Origin of the sequence: Pseudomonas paraglycinae (assembly GCF_021601625.1) — a bacterium.
Taxonomy (GTDB): domain Bacteria; phylum Pseudomonadota; class Gammaproteobacteria; order Pseudomonadales; family Pseudomonadaceae; genus Aquipseudomonas; species Aquipseudomonas paraglycinae.
Window position 1 is genome coordinate 81,712 of sequence record NZ_BQHR01000021.1, and the last position, 17,248, is coordinate 98,959.

A 17,248-nucleotide genomic window follows, 5' to 3' on the forward strand; every position below is an offset into this window, starting at 1 on the left:
TTCAGTGAATGGTAAGAAAGACTTATGCAGTTACCGTCAGTAATCGGCACCCGTGAAAATGATCAAGACAGTATTGATCTTCTCGGCATCTTCGGCAGCCTGATCGATCAGAAGTGGTTGATCGGTGCGTTCACCGGCGCGTTCATGATGACCGGTGTGGCCTATGCGATCTTGGCCACGCCGGTGTATCTGGCCAACGCGCTGGTACAGGTCGAACCGAAAAAGAACGACATGCTCGGTTTTTCCGACCTCAACAGCATGCTCGGCGGGCAATCGCCGTCGGTGACCGAAATCGGCATCATCAAATCCCGCGCGGTGATCGGCAAGACGGTCGACGATCTGCGCCTGGACATCGACGTTACCCCCAACACCTTTCCGCTGATCGGCGGCTTTCTTTCCCGGCGCTATCGCGGCGAGAGCGAACTCAGCGTCGCGCCGCCGCGTTTCGGCCTGAGCAGCTACGCCTGGGGCGGTGAACGCCTGGAGTTTGCGAAGCTCAATCTGCCCAAGGAACTGCTGGGCAAGAAACTCACCCTGATTGCCGGCGAACAACATCGCTTTCAACTGCTCGACGACAACGACAACCTGCTGGTCGACGGCGTGGCGGGCGAAGCCTTCGCGCAGGACGGCGTAGAAGGGCAGGTCGCGCAACTGTTGGCCAACCCCGGGACACGTTTCGAAGTGGTGCGCTACCCGCGCATCGTGACCATCCAGGGTTATCAGGACGCGCTGGACATCTCCGAGCAAGGCAAGGAGTCGGGCATCATCCGCCTGGCCCTGGCCAGCAGCGACGCCGCCGAAGCGGTGAAGATCCTCAACAAGATCGCTTCGCTGTACGTCGATCAGAACGTGCGCCGCACTTCGGCCGAAGCGGCGCAGAGCCTGGCCTTCCTGCAAAGCCAGTTGCCGCAGGTCAAACGCGATCTGGCCAAGGCCAGCGATGCGCTCAACGCCTACCAGACCCACGGCAAGACCGTGAACATCTCGCTGGAAACCCAATCGGTGCTCGGCCAGTCCGTGGCGCTCGAAACGCGGATTTCCGAGCTGAAACTGCAACAGGCGGAGATGGATCGCAAGTTCACCAAACAGCACCCGGCCTACCGCGCGCTGATGACCCAGATCGGTGAATTGACCCAGCAGCAGCGTTCGCTGGAAGGCAAGGTGCAGGACCTGCCGGCCACGCAGCAGGAACTGCTCAACCTGACCCGCGATGTCGAAGTCGCTTCGCAGATCTACACCCAGTTGCTCAACAAATCCCAGGAGCTGGACATCATTCGCGCCGGTGCCGTGGGTAACGTGCGCCTGGTGGATACGGCGGACGTCGACCTGACCAGCCCGGTCAAACCGAAAAAAGCCCTGATCGTGTTGATCGCCACCTTCCTCGGCGCCTTCGTCGGCGTGGCGCTGGTGCTGTTGCGCAAATCCCTGAGCAAGGGCCTGGAAGGGCCGGAAGGCATCGAGCAGCTCGGCTTGCCGGTCTACGCGTCGATCCCCTACAGCGCCCTGCAACAGGAAGAGGACAGCAAAAAAGTCCGGGCCAAAGTCGCGGCGGACACGCCGGCGTATCTGCTGGCCCTGCGCAACCCGACGGACCTGTCCATCGAGTCGATCCGCAGCCTGCGCACCTGCCTGCACTTCGCGGCGCTGGATTCGACCAACAACCGCATCATGATTTCCGGCCCGAGCCCGCAGGTCGGCAAGACCTTCGTCTCTTCCAACCTGGCGGCGGTCATGGCGCAAAGCGGGCAGCGCGTGGTGCTGATCGACGCCGACATGCGCAAGGGGCATCTGCACAAGACGCTGAACACGCCGATCACCAACGGCTTGTCGGATCTGCTGGTCAAGCGCTGCACCCTCGATCAGGCGATCAACAAGGTCGAGGTCGACAACCTGCACTTCATCAGCCGTGGCCAGGTTCCGCCCAACCCTTCCGAACTGTTGATGCACGCCAATTTCCGCGAACTGCTGGCGCAACTCAGCGAGCGCTATGACGTGGTGATCATCGACACGCCACCGCTGCTGGCCGTGACCGATGCGGCGATTGTCGGTCGCGAAGCCGGCATCAGCCTGATCGTCGCGCGGTTCGGGGTGAACCCGGCCAAGGAAATCGAAATGACGATCCGTCGTTTCGCCCAGAACGGTATCGAGTTGAAGGGCGCGGTGTTCAACGGCGTCGAGAAGCGTGCGGCCAGCTATTACGGCAACGGCAGCTATTACAACTACGAATACGCGTCCGACCAGTCCTGAATCTCAGCGACGGTCCTTACAGGCATGAAAGTGGGTGGGTTGTGAAAAAAATACTGCACGTGGCGGAAACGATCAAAGGCGGGGTGGCGACGGTCATCCGCACGATTTCGGCGGCTCCCGAAGACGGGCGCTATGAGCTGGTGTATCTGGTCCCGCTCGATCAGAAGAAAGAACTGCACGGCATCGATGCACAGCAGATCCGCACCTTCGCCCGAAGCGGGCGGAATGTGCCGTCGCTGCTGCGTTTTGCCTGGCAACTGGCGCGGGTCCTGCTCAAGGAAAAACCCGATGTGGTGCATCTGCACAGCACCTTTTCCGGGGTGATCGGCCGTTGCGTGTGCGTGCTCCTGCGGCCGTGGCGCAAGCCGAAAATCGTCTACTGCCCCCATGCGTTTTCGTTCCTGATGGAAAGCTCGCCGATCAAGCAGAAAGTCTATGCGGGGATCGAGCGCGTGCTGCAGAAGGTCACGGACAAGATCATTTGCGTCAGCCAGTTCGAACTGGACAAGGCCGCGAAGTTTGGCATCGAGCGCAAGCGCATGACGCTGATTTACAACGGCATCGATCACAAGGATGACAAACGCAAGATCGTTGATCCGGAGCCGATTCATCTGCTGTTCGTCGGTCGCCTCGACTACCAGAAAGGCTTCGACGTGTTGCTCAAGGCCTACAGCGAAGCAAAACGCAGCGACCTGAAACTGACGGTGGTGGGCAGTGCGGTGAACGAGGACGTCGTCGAATGTCCGCCGCTGGACGGGGTGGAATACCTGCCGTGGGTAACGCCGACCGAAGTGCACGCGCTGTATCAGAAAGCCGATGCGCTGATCGTGCCGAGCCGCTGGGAAGGCTTTGCCATGGTGCCGCTGGAAGGCATGGCGCTGGGCCTGCCGGTGATCGCCAGCGACTGCACGTCGTTGCCCGAACTGGTGACCCATGGTGTGTCCGGTTACGTGTTCCCTGCCGGTGACCACCAGGCGCTGGCCGAGCGCCTGAAGAAAATCCAGAAGCCTGCGTTGTCGGCCCTCGGCATCGAAGGTCGGCGCATCGTCCGCGAGCGTTTCAGCGCCGCGTTGATGATCCGCCAGACCTACGACGTGTATTCCGCTCCCTCTTATTAAGTAGAACTCCGCTCATGAACGTAACGATTTTGCATGGCTACAGTGCCTCCAACTCCGGCGATGGTCTGCTGGTCGATCTGGCCATTGCGCTGGTGCAGCGCAACTTTGGCGAAGACACCGCGATCAGCGTCGTGGCGTCCGATCCGGACTCTTTCAAATACCTGCCGCACCCGCGTTTCGACGCGCCGGTGATGGCGGCCAAGGGTCTGGGCCGGGTCAAAGAAGCGGTGTTCCTCAATCAGTCCTACGCGGGGCTGGCGGATCTGTTGAAGAAAACCGATCTGATCGTCGGCGTCGGCGGCGGCTACATGCGCTCCAAAAGTGCCTTCGAGCACATCAAGCTGAAACTCGGCCACGCCAAGCAACTGGAAACCGCGATCCTCAGCAAAGTGCCGTCGGTGTACCTGCCGCAAAGCATCGGGCCGTTCCACGGCGACAGCGACAAGATCGTCGGCCATTACGCCAGCGCCGATGCGGTGTTCGTGCGCGATAACCGTTCCTCAGCGCTGTTCGATGCCTGTGAAAATGTCTACCGCGCACCGGACCTCGCGGTGCAGGCTCTGGCCGGCAAGATCCTTCAGCAACCCAAGTTCACCCGCTGCGCCTCGACGCCGGCCACGGTGTGCGTGGTACTGCGCAAGCCGCCCGCGTGGAGCAAGGAAAAGAAACTCGCCTACGTGGCCAACCTGAAATTGCTGCTGCAGCGCTTGAAGAACAAAAGCAAAGTGGTCTGCGCCGTACAGAGTGCCGTGCGCGGTAACGATGACGGCGCGTTCTATCGCGAACTGGGCATCACCGAAGACCTGCTGCCATTGAAGGCGACACTGGCCAAATATCAACCGGACTTGGTGATTTCCGTGCGCCTGCACGGCGCGATCGAATCGCTGCTCTCGGGTGTGCCGGCGTATCACATCAGCTATGAACGCAAAGGCTTCGGCGCCTATCAGGACATGGGCGTCGAAGACTGGGTCATCAACGGCGGCGACATCAATGTCGACACCATCATCGACACGGTTTACGCGCCTGACGCGCTGTCGAATTTCGGCAAACGCCTGACCGACACCTGCCGCGAGATCGAGGCGAAAACCGTGGCCATGGACGACATCATCAAGGGCGTCATTCGATGATATTCCGGCTGTTGCTGCGGGGCGGGGCACTGGGCGCGAAGTTCTTGCTGGTGCTCGCCATTACCCATTACCTCGGTTACGAGGCGCTGGGTTTTTACGGCGTGGTGGTCGCGGCGTCGTTGATCGCGTCGAAGTTCTACAGCGTCGGTTTCAGTTCCGAAATCAATCGGCTGATCAGCGTGGGCGGCAGTTCGCGACGGGTCGTGGACAAGGTGCTGCTGCTGTACCTGGCCGTGGGCCTGGCGTTGTCGGTGCTGACGGTGGTGATTTATTCACTGTTCCAGTCGGTGGAGGCGACCACCGCGCTGATCGCTTGCGTGACGCTGGTGCTGCTCACCGAACACCTGTCGTTCGAGATCAACTCGTTCGTGTTTTCCGCACAGAAAGCCACGGCGGGTGCGCTGCTGTTTTTCATCAAGACCGGACTTTGGGCGTTGCTGGCGGTGGGCGGAATGGCGCTCGGCTGGGTGTCCGGAATCGCCAGCGTGTTGTGGCTGTGGGTCATCGCCAACGTGTTGGTGATCGTCGCCGGTTACCTGATCGTGGTGAACGTTCATCGCGGGCGGGAAGAGGGGACGCTAGCCACCGCCACAGTGTGGAAAGCCGGGCTGCCGTTTTACCTCGGCACTGGCCTGATCGCCCTGAGTCAGTATGCCGAGCGCTTTCTGATCATCGACCTCGAACCCTACGCCAGCCTCGGTAAATACGTGTACGCGTGGTCGGCGGCCAACACCTTGCAGGCGCTGTCCTACGCGGTGGTGGCGGTGGTCGGCATTCCGCTGCTCGCCAAGCGTTATCAGGCCGATCAGCAACCGTTCACGGTCCGGCAGTTGTTCGTGAACAAGTGGGTCGCACGTTCGCTGGCGGTGTCGGCGGCAGTCGCGGTGGGGATTTATCTGTTCTTCAACGTGGTGCTCGATTACGTCGCCACCAGCGTTCCGCGTCCGGACAACGGCATCCTCGGCGTGCTGATTTTCTCCTTCGCCCTGCGTGCCATTGGTGACATCGTCTGGGGCGGGTTGATCGCCTCGAAAAACAGTCGAGTGTCCCTGGCCAGCGCGGCCATTTGTCTGCTGGTTTCAGTGCCGGTCAGTTACCTGCTGATCAAGCATTATTCAATCTACGGCGCGGCCTGGGGCAACGTCTTCGCGATCATCGTGCAGCTCGCCGTGATTGCGCTGCTGACTCGTGCCACGCGCGCGAAAAAGGCTGTCGTGTCATGGGCCTGAAACTGCCGTGCATCGAGTTTCGCGGCCGCCGTCTCGATTCGTCGCTGTCGTTCCTGATCCTGTTCACCGGGCTGTTTCTGTCCGTGGCGATGCCGCTGCTGGTGCCGCGCGATCCGGGCCCGGATGCGATGACCCTGTGGTCGTCCTATGCGCGGGCCGACAACTGCAATTTCTGGAACCCGTTCTCGCCGGATCGCTCGTCCTACGAGTGTTCGGCGTTCCTGCTGCGGCCCACCGGGATCAACCTGACCAACGCCTGGGCCTACGGGATGTTCTGCAACTTTTTCCTCACGGCGATTCCCGTGGTGGTGTTCCGGCGCATGCCGCTGACCATCTTCGGAACCCTGTGCCTGTGGGGCATCGTGCGTTCGTTTTTCCTGGAAAACCTGACCAAGGAAATCATCGTGTCGGTGGCGGTGTTGAGCATTCTGTTCAGCTCGCTGACACGCAAATATCGCGGCGGATTTTTCCTCTCGGCGGTGATCTACGGCGTGCTGATCCGGCCCTACTGGATTCTGTTTTCGCTGTCCTGGGTCGGCGTCTGCGTGATGAAAAAGTACGTCTCGCGCACGACTTTCTTTCTGATGCTGTTCCTGTTCTACCTGGCGGTTGCGATGGCGATCCAGTTGGCGCTGGGCTTTCCGGTGTCGTCGATTCGCGCCAGCAACAACGAACTGCGCACGGCGGGCGAAGAGGGGTCCAAATCGCTGATCGTGTCGTGGCTCAGCGGCAGCGACTTCGTCTCGCAGGCCCTGGACTCGATGATCATTTTCTTCCGCTTGTCGTTCCCCGTAGAGCTGATCCTGCTGTCCGGGCCGGGCCAGGTGATCTTCGTGGCGTTGATGATCATGACCGCGCTGCTGCTGTTCAAAGTCATCACCTCGACCGATTACAAGGGCGCGCCGATCCAGACCAAACCCAAGGAACTGATCGCGATTCCGCTGGCATTCCTGCTGGTTCAAGGCTTGTTCGAACCGGACTTCGGTTCGTTCGCCCGGCACTTTTCGATGGTGGTGCCGGTGCTGTTCGTGGGCCTGGGGTTGATGCTGCGGGCGAACAAACCGGTGAAGGTTGAATCAAGAATTCTGAATTGAGGCGGGTGCTTTATGTCGAGCAAGAAAAAGTCCCTGGAGATCGAAACCCTGCGTGGCCTGGCGTGCCTGTTGCTGGTGCTTTATCACGTGATCGGGCCGTTGGGCGGTGGTTTGAAAATCGACATCGGCTCGCCGTTCCGGGTGATCGCCGATTCGATGGTGTACGTGCGCATGCCGCTGTTCACCTTCATCTCCGGCTACATCTATTCCCTCTACAAGATTCGCGGCAATGACTTTTCCGCGTTCTTCAGCGGCAAGGTGCGGCGCCTGATCGTGCCGCTGTTTTGCGTGGGTGTGCCGTTCTCGGTGTTGCAGGCGGTGGGGCCGGGCGTGAACAAGGACGTCAGCGTGATGGATGCGTTGTTGTCGTTCTACGTGCCGATCAACCACTTCTGGTTTCTGCAGGCGGTGTTCATCATTTTCATGTTCGTCGGCCTGCTGGAATGGCGCGGGTTGCTGCGTACACCGACGCGCCTGTACCTGTTGTTCGCCTTCTCGGCGGCGGTGTTCCTGTTGCCGCCGTTTCCCGTGGATGCGTTCGGCATCAACGGGGCGATTTATCTGCTGCCGTTCTTCGTGGCGGGCATGATCGGCCAGGAGAAAGTCAGCGAGCTGAAGCAGACGTTCAAGGTGATCGGTCCGCTGGTGTTTGTGCTGATCTCGCTGACGCTGCTGTACGTGGCGTCGGTGGACCGCGAGCTGATCGTCGACCGCCGCAGCCTGATCGGCCTGGCGGTGGGCTGCGTGTCGTGCATTGCGTTGCTGTCGAGTGACATGCGCTCGAAGGCGCTGACTTGGCTCGGCGGTTACTCCTACGCGATTTTCCTCTTTCACGTATTGTTCGCCGCTACGTCGCGCTCGATCCTCGGCCGCTTGGGCGTGAAAGACGAAAGCGTGCTGGTGTTCTGCGGCGTGACGTGTGGCTTGCTCGGGCCGGTGGTGTTGTCGATGATTTTCAGCCGGTTCAACTTCACCTCCGTGCTGTTCCTAGGCGAACGTGCCGCGACCAAGAAGAAACCGGCGGCGACCATCGCGCCGGTGGCGCAGATCCCATGAAGGAAGCGATCCATGCTGGCTGTTGATGATGTGCCGCCAGTGGCGGCGTCGGTGGTGCAGATCGGCGACGCTCGCGAGCGGTTTGGCCAGTGGCGTGAAGGCAAGGCCGGCAAGGTCTTGTCGATCTCGGTGATCGGCGACAGCTACAGCGCCGGGCAGGATTTCTACCTGAACAAACTGGTGCAGCGGGTGGCCGGGGAGGTCGGGTTTGCCGGGCCGGGTTATGTCGGCTTCAACCACGGTGCAGCGCTGGGCGGCACGCATTTCAAGTACACCCGCAGCAGCGAGAAATACTTCGGCGGCGACTGGCAGGTCTCCGGCCTCGGCCAGGCCAGCCCCGACAGCCGCACGGTGACTGGGCGCCCCGGCGCCTGGCTGCAAGTCAACGCCAGCCCGACGCCTGCCATCAACACCGCCGTCACTCAGGCGAAACTGCTCTACCTCGGCAACGGTGAGTCCAGTGAATTGCGTTATCGCTGGTCACCTTCCGCCGACTGGCAGCCGTTGAAACTCGCAGGCGAGGGCGTTCAGGAAGTCCCGCTTCCCGGCACGTCGTCCGCGACCGATTGGGCTTTCAGACTGGAAGTGGTGAAGGGCGCGCCGACCCTGTTCGGTCTGTGGCTGAGCAACGATCAAAACGGGGTTCGGGTCTCGAAACTGGCCGCGTCCGGCGCGGCGTCCGCTGATTTCTATCACGACGATGCGCGCTGGCAGGCGCAGTGGAAAGCCGTGGTGTCGAAGATCCCCGCAGACATTTACCTGATCATGCTCGGTGGCAACGACCAGGGTTTTGGCGTAAAGCCTGAGCAGTATCTGCAGAATGTTCAGGGGCTGGTCGGCATGCTCCGCGAGATACAACCGGCAGCGAGCATCAACCTGATCCTGCGTCAGGACACCACCCGCTCCAGCGCCTATCCGATGTCGGCTTATGCGCAGGTCATCGAGCCCTGGGCCCGTGAGCAGCGTCTGGGTTACGCCAATCTGCAATGCGCGTTCGGTACGGACGTCAAACGCTACGCAGCGGCCATGATCGGGCCGGACAAGATTCATCCGGTGCCGGCCACGGGCGGGCGGGTGATTGCCGATTACTTCTATCGTTGGGTCGTGGGCGGGCAACAAAAAGTCTCGCCACAGGACAGCTGTGGCGAGACTTCGAAGTAGCCGTCAGTTGTCGAACAGATCCAGATGGCTCAGCAGCTCTGCGGTTTTCTGCGGCATCAACTGCGTCACGCAACGGGTTTCCACGTTGACGATGATCGCCGGGTCGTTGCAGCAAATCCGCACGCGAAAACGCCAGTCGCTGAAAATCACTTTCAGGCCGTCGCGGTCATCGACCTCCAGCGCCTGTTCGCCGTAGATCCGTTTCAGGTGGGCGAGCAGGGGATACGGATCACGCATCGGTCGGCGTATGTCCCCGGACGACGGAAACACGCCGAGGCGGTCGACCAGCAGCAGGGTGCCCAGCCACGGGCCATTGGCGCTGGGCAATGGCTGATGGCGGGATAACCAGCTCATCACCCCGAGGTTGTCCACCTCACGTTCAATCTCTGCGGAATGTTGTGCAATGTTCATGGTTGCCTCGTTGGATGTGCGTGCTGCAATGAATCAGTGGGGGCCGCTCAGCGGCCCTTCAGGTAAACGTTGTCGTAGCAGAAGTTGGTCGCCTGCAGGTAACCCTCGGCGTCGCCGCAGTCGAAGCGCAGACCCTTGAACTTGTAGGCCAGCACGCAACCGTTCTGCGCCTGTTTCATCAAGGCGTCGGTGATCTGGATTTCGCCGCCCTTGCCCGGCTCGGTGTCGGCGATCAGGTCGAAGATGTCCGGCGTGAGGATGTAGCGGCCGATGATCGCCAGGTTCGACGGTGCGTCTTGCGGGGCCGGTTTTTCCACCATGTGGTTGACCCGGTAGATGCCCTCGGAAATCGCCTCGCCGGCGATCACTCCGTACTTGTGGGTCTGGTCGCGCGGGACTTCCTGGATGGCGACGATCGAGCAGCGGAATTTCCTGTACAGCTCGATCATCTGCGTCAGTACGCCGTCGCCTTCGAGGTTCAGGCACAGGTCGTCCGCCAGCACCACGGCGAAGGGTTCGTCACCGATCAACGGGCGGCCGCTGAGAATCGCGTGGCCGAGGCCTTTCATTTCCACCTGACGGGTGTAGGAGAAGGTGCAGGTGTCGATCAGCTCGCGAGTGCCGGCCAGAAACTTCTCTTTCTCGGTGCCGCGAATCTGGTGTTCGAGTTCGTAGCTGATGTCGAAGTGGTCTTCCAGTGCGCGCTTGCCCCGTCCGGTGACGATGGCCATGTGTTGCAGGCCGGCGTCCCGTGCTTCTTCAACGGCGTATTCGATCAACGGCTTGTTGACGATCGGCAGCATTTCCTTGGGCATGGCCTTGGTGGCCGGCAAGAAACGCGTGCCATAACCGGCAGCGGGGAACAAACATTTACGGATCATAAAAGTTTCCTGGTCATTCATGGCGCACTGCCATCGTTTATTGCAATAACGAAAGGTTGCAAGTTATTGAAGCTGTACTTTAATACCTGACTCGGGAGATGAGTGGCAAATAGCAATGAGTGTAAAACACGACAATGTTATGAGATGTCGGTTTTGCAGTTATTGGTTATTTTTAGTCGGCATCCGTTGATAGTGATGAATGCGCGGGAGTGCTAATAAGTACCAGGCAATACAGTTTGGCTTGTAAAAATATTTATAGCCAGTGATTGAACTGTTTTTGTTTCTGGTTGTTGTCGCGCTGTTTGTGTGAATCAAGACACACATTAAACAAACAGTGCTTGACACGCGAGTTGGCACTTTTCCCACTTATGGACCGCGCTATGAAGATTCTGGTAACGGGTGGCGCCGGCTATATCGGCTCGCACACCACACTTGCACTACTTGAAGCAGGTTATGAAGTTGTAGTTCTGGATAATCTTTGCAACAGCAGCGACGCCGCCTTGCACGCGGTGGAAGCCATTTGCGGCAAAAGTGCGCTGATGATTCGCGGGGATGTCTGTGACCGGGCCCTGCTGGACCGGATTTTCCAGCAGCACGCCATCGATGCCGTGCTGCACTTCGCCGGGCTCAAGGCTGTCGGCGAGAGCGTGCGCAAGCCGCTCGAATACTACGAAACCAACGTCAGCGGCAGCATCACGCTGTGCCAGGCGATGGCAGCGGCGGGAGTGTTCCGGCTGGTGTTCAGCTCGTCTGCCACGGTCTACGGCGAGCCGGCGCAGATGCCGATCCGCGAGGATTTCCCGACCGGCACTCCGACCAATCCCTACGGCCAGTCCAAGCTGATCGTCGAGAACGTGCTGCGCGACCTGTGCCAGTCCGAACCGCGCTGGAGCATTGCGCTGCTGCGCTACTTCAACCCGATCGGCGCGCATCACAGCGGCCAGATGGGCGAAGACCCCAACGGCATTCCGAACAATCTGGTGCCTTACATCAGCCAGGTGGCGGTCGGCAGCCTCAAGGAGTTGTCGATCTTCGGCGACGATTACCCGACGGTCGACGGTACCGGCGTGCGTGATTACATCCACGTCGTCGACCTGGCGGACGGGCACCTGAAAGCCCTGCAAACCATCGCCGACCGTACCGGCATTCATACCTGGAACCTCGGCACCGGCGACGGCTACAGCGTGTTGCAGGTGCTGCGGGCCTTCGAGCAGGCCTGCGGGCAGCCGGTGCCTTACCGGGTAATGCCACGGCGTTCCGGGGATATTGCCGAGAGCTGGGCCGACGCCTCGAAAGCGGCGAAGGAACTCGGCTGGAAAGCCACACGCAACTTGCAGGACATGGTCACCGACACCTGGCGCTGGCAATCGAATCATCCCCGGGGTTATCAGGGATGATGGCGTTTTAGTGCAATGTTAGTTTCAGTCAGGTTGTTAGATATCGTCGGGAAATTAGACTGGCAATGCCTTTTGCAAGTCCGTAGATATAAACCTGCCGTTCGACTTTTATCAGTTGGGTAAGACTGTGAAAGAACAACGGATCTTGTTCGCGCTTTTTGCGACTTGAACTCTACCACCTCTAACCAACACCCGATGTTCAGGTGCGATGTTAGAAAGGAGTTGATATGAAGAAAGTGATGGCGATCGCCCTGTTGACGATGTTGAGCAACTGGGCCTCCGCAGCTGAAGCGCCGCTTACAGCAGTGACCAACGTATCTGGCAGTGTCGCGGCTTCTACAGCGCCTGCTGCCAGTACTGCCATGGTCGCCAGTGCTGTCGCGGCGTCCAACAGTGGTGGAAGTGCCAACGGCGGTACAACGGGTACCACCGGTACCACGGGTACAACCGGCACGCACAACTAACTGAAGTATCTGTTGGTGCAGTACAGGGTCGCCCGACGAAAGTCGGGTGACTTTGTTTTTGGATTCGCCCTTGAATAGCGTAGTGCCATTATGACCCGTCGTTTTTCTCTTTTATTGTTGGCAAGTATCGCTTTGCAAGGTTGCATGTTCTCCCCCGGCCAGTACCTGAGCACCAGTAGCATCACGCGCCAGGGCGCCAGCGAAAGCAGCCGGGTCGAGCTCATTCCGATCACCCCCAAGCTCATCGCCATGAACCGCGCCACGTACAAGCGTGAGTCGGTGCCGGCGGAGTTGTTGGCGACCCCGGCCGAATACCGCATCGGCAGCAACGATGTGCTGTACATCACGGTCTGGGATCACCCTGAGCTGACCGCCCCTTCGGGTGCGCAACAGCAGATCGATGCCAACGGTCGTCTGGTGCGTTCCGACGGCACGTTGTATTACCCGTACATCAAGGAAGTCCAGGCCGCCGGCAAAACCATCCAGCAACTGCGTTCGGACATCGAGCAACGCCTCTCGGCGTTCATTGCCGAGCCGCAAGTGGATGTCGCGGTGTTGCGTTTCGCCAGCCAGAAAGTCGTGGTCTCGGGCGCTGTAACCAAGGCCGGTCCCCAGGCGATTTCGACCAACCCGCTGAGCGTGGTCGAAGCCCTCGGTTCGGCCGGTGTCGATACCAACAATGCCGACTTGTCCGGGCTGATGCTGACGCGCAACGGGCGGGTCTATCCGCTCAATCTCGACGCCCTCAATCAGCAGGATTCCGAATTGCAGAACGTCTACCTCAAGGGAGGCGATCAGCTGTATCTGCCGTACAACGACAACAAGCGCATCTACGTGATGGGCGAGGTCAACCAGCCCCGTGCGCTGAGTTTCAAGACCGCCACCATGAACCTGTCCGACGTGCTCGGGTCGGTCGGTGGCTTGAGCCAGACCACCTCCAACGGCAACGCCGTGTATGTGATTCGCGGGGTGGAAAACCTCGACGTCGAGCCGGCGAAAATCTATCAGCTGGAAGCCGAATCGCCGACCGCCATGGCGCTCGCCTCGCACTTCGAAGTGCGGCCTCAGGACGTGGTCTATGTCGGGCCTGCCAACGTGACTCGCTGGAATCGCCTGATCAGCCAGTTGGTGCCGTCGGCATCGATTGTCGGGACCGGGGCTTCCGCTGCGAAGAACTGGAGCGAATACAGTAACAACAGCAAATAAGGCCGCCGACTGTGAAAACGTTGAAAGTGGGCGTGTGCCTGATGGCGGCCGTGTTGCTCAGTGGCTGCAATCCGCTGATGAGCGCTTCGTTGAACAACCTCAAGTCCGCCGTCATCGGACCGGATGAACTCGATGTGTCGGCGGAGCAGGTGGCCGGGGTCAAGTATCCCCAACTCAAACTGACCACACCGTCCGGCTCCGGGGTGCTGGCGCTGGTGCGCGAGCGCGAGGACCTGCAGTTCTGGGTCGCCTCCGGCAAGCAGGTGCTGCTGATGCGCGACGGCCTGGCGATGCGCACTGTCGGCCTGGGCGTGGAGGGCGATCTGGACGGCACGCGTCTGTCCGATGACTCGCCGTTCAAACAGGGCCTGCATCGCATCACCGACGGCTACACCAGTCGCCGCTGGATCGACCTCTACAAGGGCCAGGAAGTCGGGATCATCGTCAACAGCCGCTTCTCCCGAAAATCCCTGGAAACCCTCGACATTCTCGACAAGGAATACTCCGTGCTGCGCGTCGATGAGCAGATTGACGCGCCGGCCATCGGCCTGCGCGCAACCAACCGTTACTGGGTCGATCCGGTGGACGGTTTCATTGTGCAGAGTGAACAGCAACTGACGTCGCAGTTGCGGGTCAGGATCGTGCAACTGACCCCTGACCGCAGGCATCTCCCGTGAAGCGGCTCAGAGCGCTCTCGGCGTGCCTGATGTTGCTTGCCGGTGCCAGCGAGGCGGCGGTCATCGTCAGCGGTGATGTCGCCAACCCGGGCCCGATCGAATTGCCGGCGGGCGGACGCTTGCGCGACGTGATCGGCGAGGCCGTGCCGAATGCCGAAGGCTACTGGCTGGCGGGCGTCCTGTTGCGTCAGTCGCTGCTGGAGGAACAGACGCGGCTCAAGGTCGGTGTGCTGTTCGATCTGGATGTGCTGCAGCGCATGGCCATGTTGTTCGACAAGCCGAGTCGAGCGGCGCTGGCACAGCGCCTGGCCGAGCAGGTCCGGCAGATGCCGGTGACCGGGCGGCAGATCGCCGATCTCGATCCGGTGGCGGTGGAAGTCGGCTTCGCCCGCAACATCCGTCTCGACGATGGCGATCAACTGATCTACCCGAAACGGGTCGACGAAGTCGAAGTGCTGGGCGCCGTCGCCGAGCCGTGCCGCTTGCCTTATCAGCCGTTGCAGGAGGCCCGCGAATACCTGCAGGGCTGCACGTTGCTGACGGCGGATGCCGATGCCGATTATCTGTGGCTGATCCAGCCCAACGGCGAATCGCGGCGGGTCGGCATCGCCCACTGGAACCGCGAGAGCGGGCAGATGCCCGTGGCCGGCAGCAAGATTCTGGTGCCGGTGAAAAACGATGATCTGGATCCGCCTGTCCCTGAACTGAATCAGCAGTTGGCCGAATTGATTGCCACGCAGTTGGCTGAGGTGGTTCGTTGAATTTGCGTTTTGCAGCTGTGTTGTTATTGCCGTGTGGCCTGGTGCATGCCGAGCCACGGATTACCCAGAATGACTTCGGCGGCGTCGGTCTGTTGCAGACCCCGACCGCGCGCATGTCGCCCGCCGGTGAGTTGAGCGTCAACGCCAACCGCACCGAACCTTACAGCCGATATAGCGTTTCGTTGCAGCCGCTCGACTGGCTGGAAGGTTCGTTTCGCTACACCGCCATCACCAACCGTCCTTACGGTTCCGAAGCGCTGAGCGGCAGCCAGAGCTATAAGGACAAGGCGGTCGACGCCAAAGTCCGGCTGTGGCAGGAAAGCCACTGGGCGCCGGAAGTGGCGCTGGGCTTTCGAGACATCGGCGGTACCGGTTTGTTTGCCAGTGAATTCTTCGTCGCCAACAAGCGCTATGACAATTTCGATTTCAGTGCCGGCATCGCGTGGGGTTACATCGGTAATCGCGGCGATGTCGACAACCCGTTGGGTTCGATCAGTGACCGCTTCAACACCCGCCCGGACCTGGAAGGCACCGGTGACGTCAACGCCGGCTCGTACTTTCGCGGCAAGCCATCGTTTTTCGGCGGCGTGAGTTACCAGACGCCCTGGGACCGCCTCAGCCTGAAACTCGAATACGAAGGCAACGACTACAAGCACGAGCCCAAAGACAACATCATCAAGCAGGACTCACCGATCAACCTCGGCGCGGTGTTCAAGGTGACCGATTCCGTCGATGTGAGCGCGGCCTGGGAGCGCGGCAACACGGCCATGTTCGGCGTCACGTTCCACACCAATTTCGTCAGCCGCAAGGCCCCGGCCAAGACCTTCGACCCACCGGCTGAACCGCTGCCGGCGAAGGCGCCGAGCACGACGATGGAGGAGGTCAACTGGGTCGACGTATCCCGGCGTTTGCAGCAGAACGCCGGCTACAAGGTCGAGCGCATCACTCAGCGCGACTCCGAACTGATCGTGTACGGCGAGCAGCAGCGCTATTTCCATTCGCCCAAGGCTGTCGGCCGCGCGAGCCGGATTCTCGACAACAGCGTCAACGACGACATCGACTGGTTCACTGTGGTCAACAAACGCTACGACCTGCCGCTGGAAGAAACCAGCGTGCCCCGGCAGACCTTCCGCGAAGTGCTCAACAACGAGGAACCGCTGGAGTCGCTGCACCGCACCACCGAGATCAACCCGGCGATGCCGCGCAACGAGAAAACCCTCTACACCGAAGCGCCGCAGCACTTCAATTACGGCGTCGGCCTGGGCTTCAAACAGAACGTCGGCGGCCCCGATGGTTTGCTCTATCAGTTCACGGCGGATCTGGACGCCGAGTACCGCTTCAACCGCAACACCTGGTGGAACGGTCTGCTGAGTCAGAACCTGATCAACAACTTCGACAAGTTCACCTACGACGCCCCCAGCGGCCTGCCGCGCGTGCGCACCGACTTGCGTCAGTACCTGACCACGTCGGACACCACCATGCCGCTGTTTCAGGTCAGCCACGCCGAACAACTGGACAAGGATTTGTACGGCATGGTCTACGGCGGTTATCTGGAGTCGATGTTCGCCGGGGTCGGGGGCGAGGTGCTGTTTCGTCCGACCGGCAAGCGCTGGTCGATCGGTGCGGACCTGAACTATGTGCGGCAGCGTGAATTCGACCAGGGTTTCGGCCTGCAGGATTACTCAGTCTGGACCGGCCACATCACCGGCTACACCGACCTGCCGTTCGACACGTTGGCCGCGGTCAGCGTCGGGCGTTACCTGGCGGGCGACTTTGGCGGCACGGTGGATATCTCCCGCGAGTTCTTCAACGGCGTGCGCTTTGGCGCCTGGGCGACGATCACCACCGCCGGCAGCGCCGAGTATGGCGAGGGTAGTTTCGACAAGGGGCTGTACCTGTCGATCCCGTTCGACGAAATGATGAGCATGTCTACCATGCGCCGCGCCAACCTGGTGTGGGCTCCGCTGACCCGTGACGGTGGCGCGCGGCTTAATCGCAGCTTCCAGCTGCACTCCATGACGGATAGTCGGGAAGGGGACATGTTCTACCGCAACTTCGGGAAGATTACTGAGTAGGTTCCGAAGAGCGGGAAGAAAAAGCGGGAGCCCGATGGCTCCCGTTTTTGTTTGTGGTGAAGGGGGATCTTGATCCAGCCATGATTGCGGTGGGAGTCGGTGTATTCCAGGTTCAAACCTGATGTTGAATGAACCGGCGCCTTCGCGGGCAAGCCCGCTCCCACAGGTTAGTGGGTGAGGTCGCAATCTTCAGCATTTCCCTAATCCCTGTGGGAGCGGGCTTGCCCGCGATGGCGTCTGTTCAGCCGACATCAAAACATCAGACTCTCCTTGGCCGCAGAGCCCTCCGCCAACCCCCAAATCCCGCCCACAAAAAAGGGGACTTTCGTCCCCTTGCGGTGTTG

Annotated in this window: 15 protein-coding genes; 13 read left to right on the forward strand and 2 right to left on the reverse strand. The window is 60.4% G+C overall.

From position 1 onward, the window contains the following. Positions 1-24: 24 nt before the first annotated feature. Genes L6D82_RS25125 through L6D82_RS25155 form a run of 7 tightly spaced genes read left to right on the forward strand, consistent with a single transcriptional unit; the run spans position 25 to position 9,032 of the window. Entirely contained in the window at positions 25-2,247 is a 2,223-nt protein-coding gene (locus L6D82_RS25125) for a polysaccharide biosynthesis tyrosine autokinase (protein WP_236191869.1), read from the forward strand. A gap of 41 nt (positions 2,248-2,288) precedes the next feature. After that, positions 2,289-3,365 (forward strand): glycosyltransferase, encoded by a 1,077-nt coding sequence (locus L6D82_RS25130; RefSeq protein ID WP_236191870.1) that lies wholly within the window; start codon positions 2,289-2,291, stop codon positions 3,363-3,365. 14 nt (positions 3,366-3,379) lie between these two features. Further along, positions 3,380-4,492 carry a polysaccharide pyruvyl transferase family protein gene (locus tag L6D82_RS25135; protein WP_236191871.1) on the forward strand — a complete coding sequence of 371 codons (1,113 nt, stop codon included), beginning with the start codon at positions 3,380-3,382 and terminating at the stop codon, positions 4,490-4,492. Then, the gene (locus tag L6D82_RS25140; RefSeq protein WP_236191872.1) at positions 4,489-5,721 is read left to right on the forward strand and encodes an MATE family efflux transporter; all 1,233 of its coding nucleotides are present in this window, start codon (positions 4,489-4,491) and stop codon (positions 5,719-5,721) included. Before L6D82_RS25135 ends, L6D82_RS25140 begins: the two co-directional genes overlap by 4 nt. Then, on the forward strand, positions 5,712-6,815 hold the full coding sequence (locus L6D82_RS25145; RefSeq protein WP_011335164.1) for a hypothetical protein: 1,104 nt from the start codon (positions 5,712-5,714) through the stop codon (positions 6,813-6,815). The genes L6D82_RS25140 and L6D82_RS25145 overlap by 10 nt, the downstream gene beginning before the upstream one ends. A gap of 12 nt (positions 6,816-6,827) precedes the next feature. Beyond that, positions 6,828-7,871, forward strand: coding sequence for an acyltransferase family protein (locus L6D82_RS25150; protein WP_236191873.1), 1,044 nt, complete (start codon positions 6,828-6,830; stop codon positions 7,869-7,871). A gap of 12 nt (positions 7,872-7,883) precedes the next feature. After that, on the forward strand, positions 7,884-9,032 hold the full coding sequence (locus L6D82_RS25155; protein ID WP_236191874.1) for an SGNH/GDSL hydrolase family protein: 1,149 nt from the start codon (positions 7,884-7,886) through the stop codon (positions 9,030-9,032). Positions 9,033-9,035: 3 nt separating this feature from the next. Here L6D82_RS25155 and L6D82_RS25160 read toward each other — a convergent pair whose 3' ends face one another. Together L6D82_RS25160 and galU are read right to left on the reverse strand one after the other, a co-directional pair. After that, the gene (locus tag L6D82_RS25160) at positions 9,036-9,443 is read right to left on the reverse strand and encodes a phosphohexomutase domain-containing protein (protein WP_085748361.1); all 408 of its coding nucleotides are present in this window, start codon (positions 9,441-9,443) and stop codon (positions 9,036-9,038) included. A gap of 47 nt (positions 9,444-9,490) precedes the next feature. Continuing rightward, entirely contained in the window at positions 9,491-10,324 is an 834-nt protein-coding gene (gene galU / locus L6D82_RS25165) for a UTP--glucose-1-phosphate uridylyltransferase GalU (RefSeq protein ID WP_085613139.1), read from the reverse strand. A 380-nt stretch (positions 10,325-10,704) separates the two neighbouring features. Between galU and galE the strand changes: the two genes are divergently transcribed. From galE to L6D82_RS25195, 6 genes are all read left to right on the forward strand, one after another. Further along, a complete protein-coding gene (gene galE, locus L6D82_RS25170; RefSeq protein ID WP_039772766.1) occupies positions 10,705-11,721 on the forward strand; it encodes a UDP-glucose 4-epimerase GalE in 1,017 nt (338 codons plus the stop codon). A gap of 227 nt (positions 11,722-11,948) precedes the next feature. Next, complete coding sequence (locus tag L6D82_RS25175) at positions 11,949-12,185, forward strand: hypothetical protein (RefSeq protein ID WP_003226528.1); 237 nt, start codon at positions 11,949-11,951, stop codon at positions 12,183-12,185. Between the two features lie 90 nt (positions 12,186-12,275). Beyond that, positions 12,276-13,391: a polysaccharide biosynthesis/export family protein gene (locus L6D82_RS25180; RefSeq protein ID WP_172829496.1), complete on the forward strand. Its 1,116-nt coding sequence runs from the start codon at positions 12,276-12,278 to the stop codon at positions 13,389-13,391. Between the two features lie 11 nt (positions 13,392-13,402). Then, positions 13,403-14,068: a YjbF family lipoprotein gene (locus L6D82_RS25185; protein ID WP_129973242.1), complete on the forward strand. Its 666-nt coding sequence runs from the start codon at positions 13,403-13,405 to the stop codon at positions 14,066-14,068. Next, the gene (locus tag L6D82_RS25190; RefSeq protein WP_371855520.1) at positions 14,065-14,829 is read left to right on the forward strand and encodes a capsule biosynthesis GfcC family protein; all 765 of its coding nucleotides are present in this window, start codon (positions 14,065-14,067) and stop codon (positions 14,827-14,829) included. The genes L6D82_RS25185 and L6D82_RS25190 overlap by 4 nt, the downstream gene beginning before the upstream one ends. Next, on the forward strand, positions 14,826-16,904 hold the full coding sequence (locus L6D82_RS25195; protein WP_236191875.1) for a YjbH domain-containing protein: 2,079 nt from the start codon (positions 14,826-14,828) through the stop codon (positions 16,902-16,904). The genes L6D82_RS25190 and L6D82_RS25195 overlap by 4 nt, the downstream gene beginning before the upstream one ends. Positions 16,905-17,248: the final 344 nt, after the last annotated feature.